Annotated in this window: 11 protein-coding genes; 8 read left to right on the top strand and 3 right to left on the bottom strand. The window is 71.9% G+C overall.

All coding sequences use genetic code 11. The annotated features are described in order from the left end of the window. Positions 1–151: 151 nt before the first annotated feature. Entirely contained in the window at positions 152–1,570 is a 1,419-nt protein-coding gene (locus KV381_RS27615) for a sugar porter family MFS transporter (RefSeq protein ID WP_218786621.1), read from the top strand. 95 nt (positions 1,571–1,665) lie between these two features. Here the strand turns inward: KV381_RS27615 and KV381_RS27620 are convergent, their stop codons facing one another. Further along, the gene (locus KV381_RS27620) at positions 1,666–2,622 is read right to left on the bottom strand and encodes an LLM class flavin-dependent oxidoreductase (RefSeq protein WP_086779140.1); all 957 of its coding nucleotides are present in this window, start codon (positions 2,620–2,622) and stop codon (positions 1,666–1,668) included. A 191-nt stretch (positions 2,623–2,813) separates the two neighbouring features. Here KV381_RS27620 and ftsY point away from each other — a divergent pair, with 191 nt between their 5' ends. Next, positions 2,814–4,019: a signal recognition particle-docking protein FtsY gene (gene ftsY, locus KV381_RS27625; protein WP_030629509.1), complete on the top strand. Its 1,206-nt coding sequence runs from the start codon at positions 2,814–2,816 to the stop codon at positions 4,017–4,019. Between the two features lie 100 nt (positions 4,020–4,119). Here the strand turns inward: ftsY and KV381_RS27630 are convergent, their stop codons facing one another. Then, positions 4,120–4,767, bottom strand: coding sequence for a bifunctional DNA primase/polymerase (locus KV381_RS27630; RefSeq protein WP_030085043.1), 648 nt, complete (start codon positions 4,765–4,767; stop codon positions 4,120–4,122). A 453-nt stretch (positions 4,768–5,220) separates the two neighbouring features. On the opposite strand from KV381_RS27630, the gene KV381_RS27635 reads away from it, so the two are divergent. The 5 genes from KV381_RS27635 (at position 5,221) to ffh (ending at position 12,911) form a co-directional block, all read left to right on the top strand. Then, positions 5,221–6,696 carry a hypothetical protein gene (locus tag KV381_RS27635; RefSeq protein WP_030085044.1) on the top strand — a complete coding sequence of 492 codons (1,476 nt, stop codon included), beginning with the start codon at positions 5,221–5,223 and terminating at the stop codon, positions 6,694–6,696. Between the two features lie 354 nt (positions 6,697–7,050). Then, a complete protein-coding gene (locus KV381_RS27640) occupies positions 7,051–8,409 on the top strand; it encodes an ammonium transporter (RefSeq protein ID WP_218786622.1) in 1,359 nt (452 codons plus the stop codon). Further along, the gene (locus KV381_RS27645) at positions 8,406–8,744 is read left to right on the top strand and encodes a P-II family nitrogen regulator (protein WP_006127894.1); all 339 of its coding nucleotides are present in this window, start codon (positions 8,406–8,408) and stop codon (positions 8,742–8,744) included. The genes KV381_RS27640 and KV381_RS27645 overlap by 4 nt, the downstream gene beginning before the upstream one ends. Before the next feature lie 29 nt (positions 8,745–8,773). Further along, the gene (locus KV381_RS27650) at positions 8,774–11,233 is read left to right on the top strand and encodes a [protein-PII] uridylyltransferase (RefSeq protein WP_218786623.1); all 2,460 of its coding nucleotides are present in this window, start codon (positions 8,774–8,776) and stop codon (positions 11,231–11,233) included. 130 nt (positions 11,234–11,363) lie between these two features. Next, complete coding sequence (gene ffh, locus KV381_RS27655) at positions 11,364–12,911, top strand: signal recognition particle protein (RefSeq protein WP_030629521.1); 1,548 nt, start codon at positions 11,364–11,366, stop codon at positions 12,909–12,911. A gap of 78 nt (positions 12,912–12,989) precedes the next feature. Here the strand turns inward: ffh and KV381_RS27660 are convergent, their stop codons facing one another. Further along, positions 12,990–13,874 carry a methyltransferase domain-containing protein gene (locus KV381_RS27660; protein ID WP_086779143.1) on the bottom strand — a complete coding sequence of 295 codons (885 nt, stop codon included), beginning with the start codon at positions 13,872–13,874 and terminating at the stop codon, positions 12,990–12,992. Between the two features lie 451 nt (positions 13,875–14,325). Between KV381_RS27660 and KV381_RS27665 the strand changes: the two genes are divergently transcribed. Next, positions 14,326–14,919: a hypothetical protein gene (locus tag KV381_RS27665; RefSeq protein ID WP_003965961.1), complete on the top strand. Its 594-nt coding sequence runs from the start codon at positions 14,326–14,328 to the stop codon at positions 14,917–14,919. The last annotated feature ends 101 nt before the right edge of the window (positions 14,920–15,020 follow it).

The following is a 15,020-nucleotide window of genomic DNA, read 5'->3' on the forward strand; positions in this document are numbered from 1 at the left end:
CGGCGCCGGACCCGCTGTTTGACTTCGTTTCTTGAACGCATAGCCTCTGCAAAGTTGATTTCGCCTTCAAGTGGTGGCGGGCCGGAAGTTGTGCCCCACTGGGAAGGCTCACCCCCCACGTCTGACTTGCGGCCAGGCATCAGGAGTTCACGTGACCAGCACAGCGAACGGACCCGAGTCCGGGGCCAGGGCGGCCCATCCGGACCACCTCGGCCATGTCATCTTCATCACCGCGGCCGCGGCGATGGGCGGCTTCCTCTTCGGCTACGACAGCTCCGTCATCAACGGCGCGGTCGAGGCGATCCGCGACCGGTACGACATCGGCTCCGGAACCCTCGCCCAGGTCATCGCCATCGCGCTGATCGGCTGTGCGATCGGCGCCGCCACCGCCGGCCGGATCGCGGACCGGATCGGCCGCATCCGCTGCATGCAGATCGCCTCGGTGCTCTTCACGGCCAGCGCGATCGGCTCCGCGCTGCCGTTCGCCCTCTGGGACCTGGCGATGTGGCGCATCATCGGCGGCTTCGCCATCGGCATGGCCTCCGTGATCGGCCCGGCCTACATCGCCGAGGTCTCCCCGCCCGCCTACCGCGGCCGGCTCGGCTCCTTCCAGCAGGCCGCGATCGTCATCGGCATCGCCATCTCCCAGCTGGTCAACTACGCCGTCCTCCAGATCGCCGACGGCGACCAGCGCGGCAAGATCCTGGGTCTGGAGGCCTGGCAGTGGATGCTCGGCGTGATGGTCGTCCCGGCCGTCCTGTACGGGCTGCTCTCCTTCGCCATCCCCGAGTCGCCGCGCTTCCTCATCTCGGTCGGCAAGAAGGCCGAGGCCCGCAAGATCCTCGAAGAGGTCGAGGGCAAGAAGATCGACCTCGACGCGCGGGTGACCGAGATCGAGACCGCCATGCACCGCGAGCACAAGTCCTCCTTCAAGGACCTGCTCGGCAACCGCTTCTTCTTCCTGCCCATCGTCTGGGTCGGTATCGGCCTCTCGATGTTCCAGCAGCTCGTGGGCATCAACGTCGCGTTCTACTACTCGGCGACGCTGTGGCAGTCCGTCGGCGTCGACCCGACCGACTCGTTCTTCTACTCGTTCACCACCTCGATCATCAACATCATCGGCACGGTGATCGCGATGGTGCTGGTGGACCGGGTGGGCCGCAGGCCGCTCGCCCTCGTCGGCTCCGTCGGCATGGCGGTCGCGCTGGCCGTCGAGGCGTGGGCCTTCTCCGCCGACCTGGTCGACGGCAAGCTGCCCACCGCGCAGGGCGCCGTGGCCCTGATCGCCGCCCACACCTTCGTGCTCTTCTTCGCCCTGTCGTGGGGTGTCGTCGTCTGGGTCTTCCTGGGCGAGATGTTCCCGAACCGCCTGCGCGCCGCCGCCCTCGGTGTGGCCGTCTTCGCGCAGTGGATCGCCAACTGGGCGATCACCGCCAGCTTCCCGAGCCTGGCCGACTGGAACCTCTCGGGGACGTACATCATCTACGCCTGCTTCGCCGTGCTCTCGATCCCCTTCGTGCTCAAGTTCGTGAAGGAGACCAAGGGCAAAACGCTCGAGGAGATGGGCTGAGGGGGCGCCCGGTCGGCTGGGCCGGGCGCCCCCTGCCCCGCTGTCCCTCTCCTCACGGCACCGCCCCGGCTCACCCGAGCCGGGGCGGTGCCGTTTCAGGTGACCGCCTCGCAGAACAGCCGCAGGCTCCGCCACCCCTCCTCCACCGGCATCCCGCCGCACAGCGGATGCAGCACCAGGCTCTCCGCCTCCAGGTCCGCCAGCCCGTCCGGGGTGACGATCCGGTACACGCCCTCCTCGCGCAGCTCCGCCACCGTCGTCGCCGCCGAGCGGACGGCCGAGCGGATGTCCTTGGACTGCCAGGAGGCGTACGTCCGCGCCTCGTGCAGGAAGTGCTCGCCGTACTCCGCCCACGTACGGTCCGGATCCTCGGACACGTGCAGCAGCGGCGTCTCGGCCGCGGGCATCATGCAGAAGCCCTCCGTCCCGTGGACCGCGCGCTGCTCGTGGTAGTACGCCTCCAGCTCCGGCAGATGTGCGCTCGGGAACAGCGGCAGCCCCAGCCGGGCCGCCCGCCGCGCCGCCGCCCGCGAGCTGCCGCCGACCAGCAGCAACGGGTGCGGCCTCGTGTACGGGCGCGGGGTGACGCGTACCGTGCGGCCCCGGTACGGGAAAGGCTCCCCGGTCCACGCGGCCAGCAGCGTCTCCAGCAGCTCGTCCTGGAGCCGGCCGCGCCGCCCCCACTCGACCCCGGCCCGCTCGTACTCCTCGGGGCGGTAGCCGATCCCCGCCACCGTCACCAGCCGGCCCGCGCTCAGCAGGTCCAGCACCGCGATGTCCTCCGCCAGCCGCAGCGGATCGTGCAGCGGCCCGATGATCGCCGAGACGGTCACCGCGATCCGGCGGGTGGCGCCGAAGACTGCCCCGGCGAAGGTGAACGGGGAGGGCAGCCAGGAGTTCGCCACCCCGTGGTGCTCCTCGGTCTGCACCGTGTCGACGCCGTGCTCGTCCGCGTACGCCGCCATCTCCAGGGCGGCGCGATAGCGGGCCGAGAGCGCCACGGGTTCGGCCGCCGGGTCGACGAGATTGAACCGGACCACTGTGAAGGCCATCGGGGGCGTCCCTTCGCCGGAGCGGGCTGCTGTACGGGCAGGCGGGCGGCGGCACCGTACCTGACGGAGCGTCAGAAGTGTAGAGGCTCGCCTCCGGATTGCCGCCAAAAGGTGCATAAGGGGCGGGCGGATCGCCGGGGGCCAGCCGGGGCAGCGCCCGCGGCACGGCCGTGGCCGATACTGGACGGGTTATGGAACTCGTCGAAATCGTCATCCTCGCTGTAGTCATCGCCCTGGTCGCTGTCGGCGTGGTCGGCGGGCTTGTGGTGGGCAGTCGCAAGAAGAAGCAGCTGCCGCCCCCGCCGCCGAGCGCGCCGACCATCACTCCTCCCGCCGAGCCGCAGGTCGGCGAGGAGGCCGAGACGCCGCGCGACGAAGCGCGGCGCACCATCGACGAAGTCGGCCTCCCGGACGCCACCGCGCCCGTGGAGGAGGAGGCTCCGGTCGTCGAGGCCCCCGCGCTGGAGGTCCCCGAGCCCACCGCCGGCCGGCTCGTCCGTCTGCGGGCCCGGCTCGCCCGCTCGCAGAACTCGCTGGGCAAGGGGCTCCTCACCCTGCTCTCCCGCGACAACCTCGACGAGGACACCTGGGAGGAGATCGAGGACACGCTCCTCACCGCCGACGTCGGCGTCGCCCCCACCCAGGAACTGGTCGAGCGGCTCCGCGAGCGCGTCCGGGTGCTCGGCACCCGTACCCCCGAGGACCTGCGCACCCTGCTCCGCGAAGAGCTGATCACCCTGCTCGGCCCCGACTTCGACCGCGAGGTCAAGACCGAGGGCGGCGCCGAGACCCCCGGCGTCGTCATGGTCGTCGGCGTCAACGGCACCGGCAAGACCACCACCACCGGCAAGCTGGCCCGGGTGCTCGTCGCCGACGGCCGCAGTGTGGTGCTCGGCGCGGCCGACACCTTCCGCGCCGCCGCCGCCGACCAGCTCCAGACCTGGGGCGAGCGCGTCGGCGCCCGTACGGTCCGCGGGCCGGAGGGCGGCGACCCGGCGTCGATCGCCTACGACGCGGTCAAGGAAGGCATCGCCGAGGGCGCGGACGTCGTCCTCATCGACACCGCCGGCCGGCTGCACACCAAGACCGGTCTCATGGACGAGCTCGGCAAGGTCAAGCGCGTCGTGGAGAAGCACGGCCCGCTGGACGAGGTGCTGCTCGTCCTCGACGCCACCACCGGGCAGAACGGTCTCGTCCAGGCCCGGGTGTTCGCGGAGGTCGTGGACATCACCGGCATCGTCCTCACCAAGCTCGACGGCACCGCCAAGGGCGGCATCGTCATCGCGGTCCAGCGCGAGCTGGGCGTACCGGTGAAGCTGATCGGCCTCGGCGAAGGGGCGGACGACCTCGCCCCGTTCGAGCCGGGCGCCTTCGTGGACGCCCTGATCGGCGACTGAACCGCACCGGGTCCGGTACCGACGGGCGGCGGCTCCTGCGAGGGGCCCGCCGCCCGTCCGCCGTTTCCAGGACCGCTCGGATCCGCCGTTTCCCGGACCCCTACGAGCGGTGGCAGATGTACGCCAGCGTCCCCAGCAGCAGCCGCGCCTGCGGGGGAGCGGCCGCCGTGTCCAGCACCGGGGGCCGCAGCCAGCGGACCGGGCCGAGGCCGCCGAGGTCGGAGGGCGGGGCGGTGATGTACGTACCCGGGCCCAGGGCGCGCAGGTCGAGAGCGGCGTCGTCCCAGCCCATCCGGTAGAGCAGCTCGGGCAGCTCGGCGGCGGCTCCGGGGGCGACGAGGAACTGTGCCCGCCCGGTCGGCGTCACCGCGACCGGCCCCGACGGCAGCCCCATCCGCTCCAGCCGCACCAGCGCCCGTCGCCCGGCCTGCTCCGCGACCTCCAGGACGTCGAAGGAGCGGCCCACCGGCAGCAGCATCGCTGCTCCGGGCGTCTCCGCCCAGGCGTCCGACGCACGGTCCAGGCCGGTGCCGGCCGGGACCTCGCGGGCGAAGCCCAGCGGGTGGGCTCCCGGCGCCGGGCAGGCCGGCTCGCCGCACGAGCAGGAGCCGGCCGCGGCCCGGGCCCCGGGCGTCACCGCCCAGCCCCACAGCCCTGTGTACTCGGCCACCGCCGTGCCCTCGGTGCCGCGGTGGCGTCGCCGCGCACCGGATCGCATCTCGCGGATGCCGCCGATCGTGAAGCCCATGCCCCCTCCAACGGGTCCGGATCGTCGGTGGTTACGACCCGCGTCGCTCGGGTAACCCTCCGTCGCCGCAACTCGATCGAGTGGCGTGCGCGGTAGCGCGAAAGGGAGTGCGACACGGTGTACGCGCCCCCGAGTGCTTCCGCCCGCTCGCCCTCGGTCCTGTGCGCTCAAGTCAAGCGCGCCCGGCGGCAGTCGGGTTCATTCGAAGGGGTGGCGAATGGTGGCGTTTCCTCAATTCCCCTCGCGGGAGGGGTGATCGTAGGATTACCGTCGGTACACGAACCCTGGGAGTATGTGCACCCACGGGTATGCCGCGGGCAACCCGATTTCCTGTTCGACGATGTCGGTGAAGTCGTGATGTCGACGGGGGTAACTCCCGGACGGACAGCGCCGATGCACGGCATTCTGATAATGGTTCGCGCGATGAGGTTTCAGCGGAATGGGGGCGTTCCAGTGAGTGGCAGCGGCGCAGGCGACACGGATGCCGGAAAGCGTCCCAACGGACAGTTGGGGTCGTGGTTCGTGCGCAGTGGCTGGTCCAAGGGCGAGCTGGCGCGCCAGGTGAACCGGCGGGCGCGGCAGATGGGCGCCCTCCACATCAGCACCGACACCTCCCGGGTGCGGCGCTGGCTCGACGGCGAGCAGCCGCGCGAGCCGATCCCGCGCATCCTCTCCGAGCTGTTCTCGGAGCGCTTCGGCGCCGTCGTCGCCGTCGAGCAGCTCGGGCTGCGCACCGCCCACCAGTCACCCTCGGTGGCCGGGGTCGACCTGCCCTGGGCCGGCCCGCAGACCGTCGCCCTGCTCAGCGAGTTCTCCCGCAGCGACCTGATGCTCGCCCGGCGCGGCTTCCTCGGCAGCTCGCTGGCGCTGGCCGCCGGGCCCGCGCTCATCGAGCCGATGCAGCGCTGGCTGGTGCCCGTCCCCACCCAGAGCCCCGGCGAACCGGAGGCCCCGGCCGCCGACCACCGCCCCTCCCGGCTCTCCCGGCCCGAGCTGGACCTGCTGGAGTCGACCACCGCGATGTTCCGGCAGTGGGACGCCCAGTGCGGCGGCGGGCTGCGCCGCAAGGCCGTCGTCGGGCAGCTGCACGAGGTCACCGACCTGCTCCAGGAACCCCAGCCCGGCCCCACCGCCCAGCGGCTCTTCCGCTGCGCCGCCGAACTGGCCGAGCTGGCGGGCTGGATGAGCTACGACGTCGGCCTCCAGCCCACCGCCCAGAAGTACTTCGTGCTCGCGCTGCACGCCGCCAAGGAGGCCGGGGACAAGCCGCTCGGCAGCTACATCCTCTCCAGCATGAGCCGCCAGATGATCCACCTGGGCCGCCCCGACGACGCCCTGGAGCTGATCCACCTCGCGCAGTACGGCAGCCGCGACTGCGCCACCTCCCGTACGCAGGCCATGCTGTATGCGATGGAGGCCCGCGCCTACGCCAACATGGGCCAGCCCAGCAAGTGCAAGCGGGCCGTCCGGATGGCCGAGGACACCTTCCTGGACGCCGGTCTCGACGGCGAGCCCGAGCCCGACTGGATCCGGTTCTTCTCCGAGGCCGAGCTGAACGGCGAGAACGCCCACTCCTACCGCGACCTGGCCTATGTGGCCGGCCGCAGCCCCACCTACGCCTCGCTCGCCGAGCCCGTCATGGAGAAGGCCGTCGAGCTGTTCGGCGAGGACGACGAGCACCAGCGCTCCTACGCGCTCAACCTCATCGGCATGGCCACCGTCCACCTCCTCCAGCGCGAGCCCGAGGAGTCCACCGTGCTCGCCACCCGCGCCCTGAAGATCGCCAAGAAGGTCCGCTCCGAGCGCGTGAACACCCGCCTGCGCAAGACCGTCGACACCGCTGCCAGGGACTTCGGCGATGTCGCCGACGTCGCCCGGCTCACCGAGCTGCTCCACGAACAGCTGCCGGAGACCGCCGAGGCGGTCTGACCGGCACCACCGGCCCCGGCCGCGGCGCCCCTTCCGTACAGCCCGACTCGGCTCCCCCATCGCCTGGTCACACGGAGGGCCGCCGTGGCCGGTTTCGTGTTCACCGGCTCCCCGGCGTTTCCACCGTGCCGTATGCGGCGTGCGCCGCAGGATAGGCAGGGCACCGGACGCGCCACCCCGGATTCATTCGGCCGTAACACGCGATCCCTCTTCGTCACGCTCGCGAAACATCGTGCGGCATCCCCGGAAACGGCCCTCGGCCAACCTCGTGGCTCATAACCGGCCCGCACCTTCCCAGTGGTCCCGCAGCATTCCCCCGCACGCCGCGGCCGCACCGACGACGAGGAGACGCCGATGCCCCCAGGCATCACGACGCTTGCCGCAGACGCCCCTGAGCTGTCTGCCGCCAACACCGGGTTCATGCTCATCTGCTCGGCCCTGGTGATGCTCATGACCCCCGGCCTGGCCTTCTTCTACGGAGGCATGGTCCGCGTCAAGAGCACCCTGAACATGCTGATGATGAGCTTCATCAGCCTCGGGATCGTCACGATCCTGTGGGTGCTCTACGGGTTCAGCCTCGCCTTCGGCTCCGATGTCGGCTCGGTCATCGGCTGGAGCTCCGACTACGTCGGCCTCAGCAACATCGGCGTCACCGAACTCTGGGACGGTTACACCATCCCGGTCTACGTCTTCGCCGTCTTCCAGCTGATGTTCGCCGTCCTCACCCCGGCCCTGATCAGCGGCGCCCTCGCCGACCGGGTGAAGTTCACGGCCTGGGCGGTATTCATCGTCCTGTGGGTCAGCATCGTCTACTTCCCCGTCGCCCACTGGGTCTGGGGCACCGGCGGCTGGCTCTTCGAGATGGGCGTCATCGACTTCGCCGGCGGTACGGCCGTCCACATCAACGCCGGCGCCGCCGCCCTCGGCGTCATCCTGGTCATCGGCAAGCGCGTCGGCTTCAAGAAGGACCCGATGCGGCCGCACAGCCTGCCGCTCGTCATGCTCGGCGCGGCCCTCCTGTGGTTCGGCTGGTTCGGCTTCAACGCCGGATCCTGGCTCGGCAACGACGACGGCGTCGGCGCGGTCATGTTCCTGAACACCCAGGTCGCCACCGCCGCGGCCGTCCTCGGCTGGCTCGTCTACGAGAAGCTGCGCCACGGCTCCTTCACCACCCTGGGCGCCGCCTCCGGCGCGGTCGCCGGACTCGTCGCCATCACCCCGGCGGGTGGTTCCGTCTCCCCGCTCGGCGCGATCGCGGTCGGCGCCATCGCCGGTGTCCTGTGCGCCATGGCGGTCGGCCTGAAGTACAAGTTCGGCTACGACGACTCCCTCGACGTCGTCGGCGTCCACCTCGTCGGCGGCATCATCGGCTCCATCCTGGTCGGCTTCTTCGCCACCGGCGGTGTCCAGTCCGACGCCAAGGGCCTCTTCTACGGCGGCGGCGTCGATCAGCTCGGCAAGCAGGTCGTCGGCGTCGTCGCGGTCCTCGCGTACTCTCTGGTCGTCTCCGGCCTCATCGCCCTCCTGCTCCACAAGACCATCGGGATGCGGGTCTCCGAGGACGACGAGATCTCCGGCATCGACCAGGTCGAGCACGCCGAGACGGCGTACGACTTCAGCGGCACCGGCGGCGGCTCGGTCTCCCGCACCACCGCCCCCGCCCCCGCCCCCGACACGACGGCAGCACCGAAGGCAAAGAAGGTGGACGCATGAAGCTCATCACCGCGGTCGTGAAGCCCCACCGGCTGGACGAGATCAAGGAGGCCCTCCAGGCCTTCGGCGTCCAGGGGCTCACCGTCACCGAGGCCAGCGGTTACGGGCGGCAGCGCGGCCACACCGAGGTCTACCGGGGCGCCGAGTACACCGTCGATCTGGTGCCCAAGATCCGCATCGAGGTCCTCGTCGAGGACGAGGACGCCGAACAGCTCATCGAGGTCGTCGTCAAGGCCGCCCGTACCGGCAAGATCGGTGACGGCAAGGTCTGGAGCGTCCCGGTCGACACCGCCGTCCGGGTACGGACCGGCGAGCGCGGCCCGGACGCCCTCTGACCGACGGCCCGCAAACGGAAGGCAGCTGGGTGACGAGTACCGAAGTGACCACCGAAACCGAAGGCTCGGGACCCAGCGGCTACGCGGCGGCCCGGCTGCGCCTCCTCCAGCAGGAGGCGCGGTCCGGGCCGCCGCGCCGTGCGGCCCTCGCCCGCCTCACCGACGACTGGCTCACCGGCCTGTTCACCACCGCCGCGACCCGGGCCGGGGTACGCGGCGCCGCCCTCGTCGCCGTCGGCGGCTACGGCCGCGGCGAACTCTCCCCGCGCAGCGACCTCGACCTGCTGCTCCTGCACGACGGCAGCGCCGACGCGGCGGCCCTCGCCGCCCTCGCCGACGCCGTCTGGTATCCGGTCTGGGACCTGGGCCTGGCCCTCGACCACTCCGTACGCACCCCCGGCGAGGCCCGGAGGACGGCGGGCGAGGACCTCAAGGTCCAGCTCGGCCTGCTGGACGCCCGCCCGGTCGCCGGCGACCTCGGCCTCGTCGCCTCCCTGCGCACCGCGATCCTCGCCGACTGGCGCAACCAGGCGCCCAAACGCCTCCCCGCGCTCCACGAGCTCTGCCGGGAACGCGCGGAACGGATGGGCGAGCTCCAGTTCCTCCTGGAACCCGACCTCAAGGAGGCCCGCGGCGGCCTCCGCGACGCCACCGCCCTGCGCGCGGTCGCCGCCTCCTGGGTCGCCGACGCGCCCCGCGAAGGACTCGCCGAGGCCCGCCGCACCCTCCTCGACGCCCGCGACGCCCTCCACCTCACCACCGGGCGCGCCACCGACCGGCTCGCCCTCCAGGAGCAGGACCAGGTCGCCGAGGCCCTCGGCCTGCTCGACGCCGACGTCCTGCTGCGCAAGGTCTACGAGGCCGCCCGCACCGTCTCGTACGCCACCGACGTCACCTGGCGCGAGGTCAACCGGGTCCTGCGCGCCCGCTCGGCCCGCCCGAAGCTCCGCGCCATGCTCAGCGGCGGCCTCGGCTCCAAGGCCGCCCCCGAACGCACCCCGCTCGCCGACGGCGTGGTCGACGCGGACGGCGAAGTGGTCCTCGCCCGCGCCGCCCGCCCCGAACGCGACCCGGTCCTCACCCTGCGCGCCGCCGCGGCCGCCGCCGAGGCCGGACTCCCGCTCTCCCGCCACCTCGTCCGCCACCTGGCGACCACCGCCCAGCCGCTGCCGGTCCCGTGGCCCCCCGAGGCCCGCGAGGAACTCGTCACGCTGCTCGGCGCGGGCGAGGCCACCGTCGGCGTCTGGGAGGCGCTCGAAGCGGAAGGGATCATCACCCGGCTGCTGCCCGACTGGGAACGCGTCCACTGCCGCCCCCAGCGCAACGCCGTCCACACCTGGACCGTCGACCGGCACCTGGTGGAGACCGCCGTCCGCGCCGCCTCCCTCACCCGCCGCGTCCACCGCCCCGACCTCCTCCTGGTAGCCGCCCTGCTCCACGACATCGGCAAGGGCTGGCCCGGCGACCACTCCGTGGCCGGCGAGGTCATCGCCCGCGACATGGCCACCCGGATCGGCTTCGACAAGCAGGACGTGGGCGTCATCGCCACCCTCGTACGCCACCATCTGCTGCTCGTCGACACCGCCACCCGGCGCGACCTCGACGACCCCGCCACCGTCCAGGCCGTCGCCGCCGCCGTCTCCAGCGCCTCCACCCTGGAGCTGCTGCACGCCCTCACCGAGGCCGACGCGCTCGCCACCGGGCCCGCGGCCTGGTCCGCCTGGCGCGCCTCTCTCGTCGCCGACCTGGTCAAACGGGTCGCAGCGGTGCTCGCCGGAGAGTTCCCCGACGAGCCCGACGACGCGGCCCCCAGCGCCGAGCACGAACGCCTCGCCATCGAGGCCCTGCGCACCGGCGAACCCGTCCTCGCCCTGCACACCCAGCCCGAGGAGCCCGCCGGGGACGGCGAGGTGGAACCCGTCGGCGTCGAACTCCTCATCGCCCTGCCCGACCGCCCCGGCGTGCTGCCCGCCGCCGCCGGAGTCCTCGCCCTGCACCGCCTCACCGTGCGCGCCGCCGACCTGCGCGCGGTGGAGCTGCCGAACGAGCTGGGGGAGCGGGCGGACCTGCTGCTGCTCAGCTGGCGGGTCGCCGCCGAGTACGGCTCCCTCCCGCAGGCCGCCCGGCTCCGCGCCGACCTCGTACGCGCCCTGGACGGCTCCCTGGACATCCGGGCCCGGCTCGCCGAGCGCGAGGCCGCCTATCCGCGCCGGCGCGGGGTGAAGGCCCCGCCGCCCCGGGTCACCGTGGCCGCCGCGGGCTCCCGCCGGGCCACCGTCATCGAGGTCCGCGCCCAGGACGCCCCGGGCCTGCTGCACCGGATCGGCCGGGCCCTGGAGGGGAGTGCGGTACGGGTGCGGAGCGCCCATGTCTCCACCCTCGGCGCCAACGCCGTGGACGCCTTCTACGTCACCGGCACCGACGGCGAACCCCTGTTCCCGGACCGGGCCGCCGAGGTCGCCCGGGAGGTCGAGAAAGCCCTCGGCTGACGTGCGGGACGCTTTTTCAAGCCCTCGCCCGGCACCGGATCCGGGCGAGGGCTTGGTGTTCTCCGGGGGACGGATACCCTGGAGGGCGATTGACCTGCCCCGCCCCCGACCCTGAGGACCGACGAGCGCCGTGTTCGATACTCTCTCCGACCGCCTTAGCGCGACTTTCAAGAACCTCAGGGGCAAGGGCCGCTTGTCCGAGGCGGACATCGACGCCACGGCACGCGAGATCCGTATCGCCCTGCTGGAAGCCGACGTCGCCCTGCCCGTGGTCCGGGCTTTCATCGCCAACGTCAAGGAGCGGGCGCGCGGCGTCGAGGTCTCCCAGGCGCTGAACCCCGCCCAGCAGGTCGTCAAGATCGTCAACGAGGAGCTCGTCGCCATCCTCGGCGGCGAGACCCGGCGGCTGCGGTTCGCCAAGACCGCGCCCACCGTGATCATGCTCGCCGGCCTCCAGGGCGCCGGTAAGACGACGCTCGCCGGAAAGCTCGGCCTCTGGCTCAAGGGCCAGGGCCACTCCCCGCTGCTCGTCGCCTGTGACCTCCAGCGCCCCAACGCCGTCAACCAGCTGAGCGTCGTCGCCGAGCGCGCCGGCGTCGCGGTGTACGCCCCCGAGCCGGGCAACGGCGTCGGCGACCCGGTCCAGGTCGCCAAGGACTCCATCGAGTTCGCCAAGGCCAAGGTCCACGACATCGTCATCGTCGACACCGCCGGCCGCCTCGGCATCGACCAGGAGCTGATGCAGCAGGCCGCGGACATCCGCGATGCCGTCAGCCCGGACGAGATCCTCTTCGTCGTCGACGCGATGATCGGTCAGGACGCGGTCAACACCGCCGAGGCCTTCCGCGACGGCGTCGGCTTCGACGGCGTGGTCCTCTCCAAGCTCGACGGCGACGCCCGCGGTGGCGCCGCCCTGTCGATCGCCCATGTCACGGGCAAGCAGGTCATGTTCGCGTCGAACGGCGAGAAGCTGGAGGACTTCGACGCGTTCCACCCGGACCGGATGGCCTCCCGCATCCTCGACATGGGTGACCTGCTCACCCTGATCGAGCAGGCGGAGAAGACGTTCAGCCAGGAAGAGGCCGCCAAAATGGCCTCGAAGCTGCAGTCGAGCAAGGGTGGAAAGGACTTCACCCTCGACGACTTCCTGGCCCAGATGGAGCAGGTCCGCAAGATGGGCTCCATCTCCAAGCTGCTCGGGATGCTGCCCGGCATGGGGCAGATCAAGGACCAGATCAACAACATCGACGAGCGCGACATCGACCGCACCGCCGCGATCATCAAGTCGATGACCCCCAAGGAGCGCGCCGAGCCGACGCTCATCAACGGCTCGCGCCGGGCCCGTATCGCCAAGGGTTCGGGCGTCGAGGTCTCCGCGGTCAAGAGCCTGGTGGAGCGCTTCTTCGAGGCCCGCAAGATGATGTCGAAGATGGCCCAGGGCGGCGGCATGCCCGGGATGCCGGGGATGCCCGGCATGGGCGGCGGTCCCGGCCGGCAGAAGAAGCAGGTCAAGCAGGCCAAGGGCAAGCGCAAGAGCGGCAACCCCATGAAGCGCAAGGCCGAGGAGGCCGCCGCCGCGGAGCGCCGCGAGCAGGCCGCCCAGGGCGGCGCGTTCGGTCTGCCCGCCCAGGGCGACAAGAACTTCGAGCTGCCGGACGAGTTCAAGAAGTTCATGTAAGCGGCACGGCACGAGACATGCGTAAGGGGCGCCCTTGAGAGAGGGCGCCCCTTACGCATGTCCGAAGGACGTACGGGCTCAGGTCACGCAGACCAGATAGCGGAAGACGTTCGGCATCCACACCGTGCCGTCCTGCCGCCGGTGCGGATGCAGGGCCTCGGCGACCTCCTTCTCCACCTGGGAGCGGTCCGTGGCCCGTACGGCGGCGTCGAAGAGCCCGGTGGACAGCAGCCCGCGCACCGCGCTGTTCACGTCCGCGTACCCGAACGGGCAGGACACCCGCCCCGAACCGTCCGGCTTCAGCCCGGCCCGCGCCGCCACGTCCTCCAGATCGTCCCGGAGCGTGGGCCGCCACCTGCCGGGCTCCGTACGCGGCGGACGCGCCGACTCCGCCAGCCGCGCGGCCACCCGCAGCACCGCCGCCGTGGCGCAGCGCTCCGGCGGACCCCAGCCGGTCAGCACCACCGAGGCGCCCCGGACGGCCAGCGGCACCGCCGACCGCAGCGCCGGCACCAGCCCCTCGGAGTCCCCGGCCGCGCAGCCGATCGGCTCGAAGACCGTGATCAGGTTGTACGGAGCACCGTCCGCGCCGGCGGGCGCGGGCCGCCCGTCCTCCAGCAGCCGGGCCCGACGGCGGGCCGGTTGCGGGGAGTGCGCGGGCGCGTCGTCCCAGCCGTCGTCCGGCAGCAGCCGCGCGCGGGCTAGCGCCAGGCGCTCCCGGTCGGAGTCCACACCCGTGACCTGCGCCCCCCGGGCCGCCGCGACGAGCATCGCGAGGCCCGAGCCGCAGCCGAGGGACAGCATCCGGGTGGCGGCCCCGACTTCCATCCGGTCGTACACCGCCTCGTACAGCGGTGCGAGCATGCGTTCCTGGATCTCGGCCCAGTCGCGTGCGCGGGTACCGGCGTCCGCCGGCGCGGAGACGTCCGCGGCCGGCTGGTTCCGGACGAGCGTTGGTGTCATGGAAAGTGCCCCAATCCGCCAAGAGGTCGGTCGTGCCCGAGTGGACTCCCCCGTGTGCGTATGTTCCGCACCCCCCTAGCCAGAGAACTGCGCATCCGCCGTTCCGTCCAGGGGGTGTGGGGCAGTGCTTGCGTGCACCGTTCGTGCGCCCCGTCCCGCGTCTGCTCTCCGACCAGTCTTACCCGACACCCCGCGCCGGGCACGTCGAGCGCCGGGGCGGGTAGTCTCTCGGGCGGATTCGTCAGGACCGCGGGCCGCCCGCGCACCTCACATCCGAAGCGCCGGGCGCACCGCGCGCTGTGCACCACCTTGGTGCGAGCTGTGCGCCTTCTCCGCAGTTCTGCGTACCCGCCCTCGTCCGGACGCATCAACGGCAACTGACTGGTACGTGCAAATTATTTGGGATGCCCCGGAATAGGAACACCGGAGCACTCGGGCTCGTTATCACGACGTGAGCACGACACCACCTGTACTTGCCGCAGAGCTGGCACAGGCGTGGGCCGACATTCAGCGGTACCACCCCGAGCTGCCCGATCTTGCCGCGCCCGAGTCCCTGATCGGAGAGTCCTCGTCCGCCTGTGGCGCCGAGCTCTCCTTCGAGCGACTGCTCCACGAGGCAGTCCACGGCATCGCCGCCGCGAGAGGAGTCCGTGACACCTCCCGCGCCGGCCGCTACCACAACCGACGTTTCCTTGCGATCGCCGAGGAGCTGGGCCTCGATCATGCCGAGGAACCCCATCCCAGCAGCGGATTCTCCCTGGTCACGCTGAATCCGGAAGCCAAGCGCCGGTACCGTCCGACCACCGAACGGCTGCAGCGCGCCCTCAAGGCGCACACCGTCGCCACCGCCGCCGACACCAAGCGCTCCTTCCGCGGACCTGCCGCCCGGCACGGTTCCTCCGGGGGCGGTGTGCGGGTCAAGGCCGTCTGCGACTGCGGACGCAACGTCCGCGTCGTCCCGTCGGTCCTGGCGCAGGCGCCGATCGTCTGCGGTGGCTGCGGCAAGCCGTTCCGGATCCCGGAAGCGGCGGTCGCGGTGGGGTGAGCCGATGTGGTGTGGCACAATGGCTAGCTGTACTCGACAGTCGCACAGGACCCCTCTCTCCTCCGGCTGACGCGTCCATCGGGCACTCCGAGTACCGCAAC

The sequence above is a fragment of the Streptomyces sp. WY228 genome (assembly GCF_019287315.1).
Taxonomy (GTDB): Bacteria; Actinomycetota; Actinomycetes; order Streptomycetales; family Streptomycetaceae; genus Streptomyces; species Streptomyces caviscabies.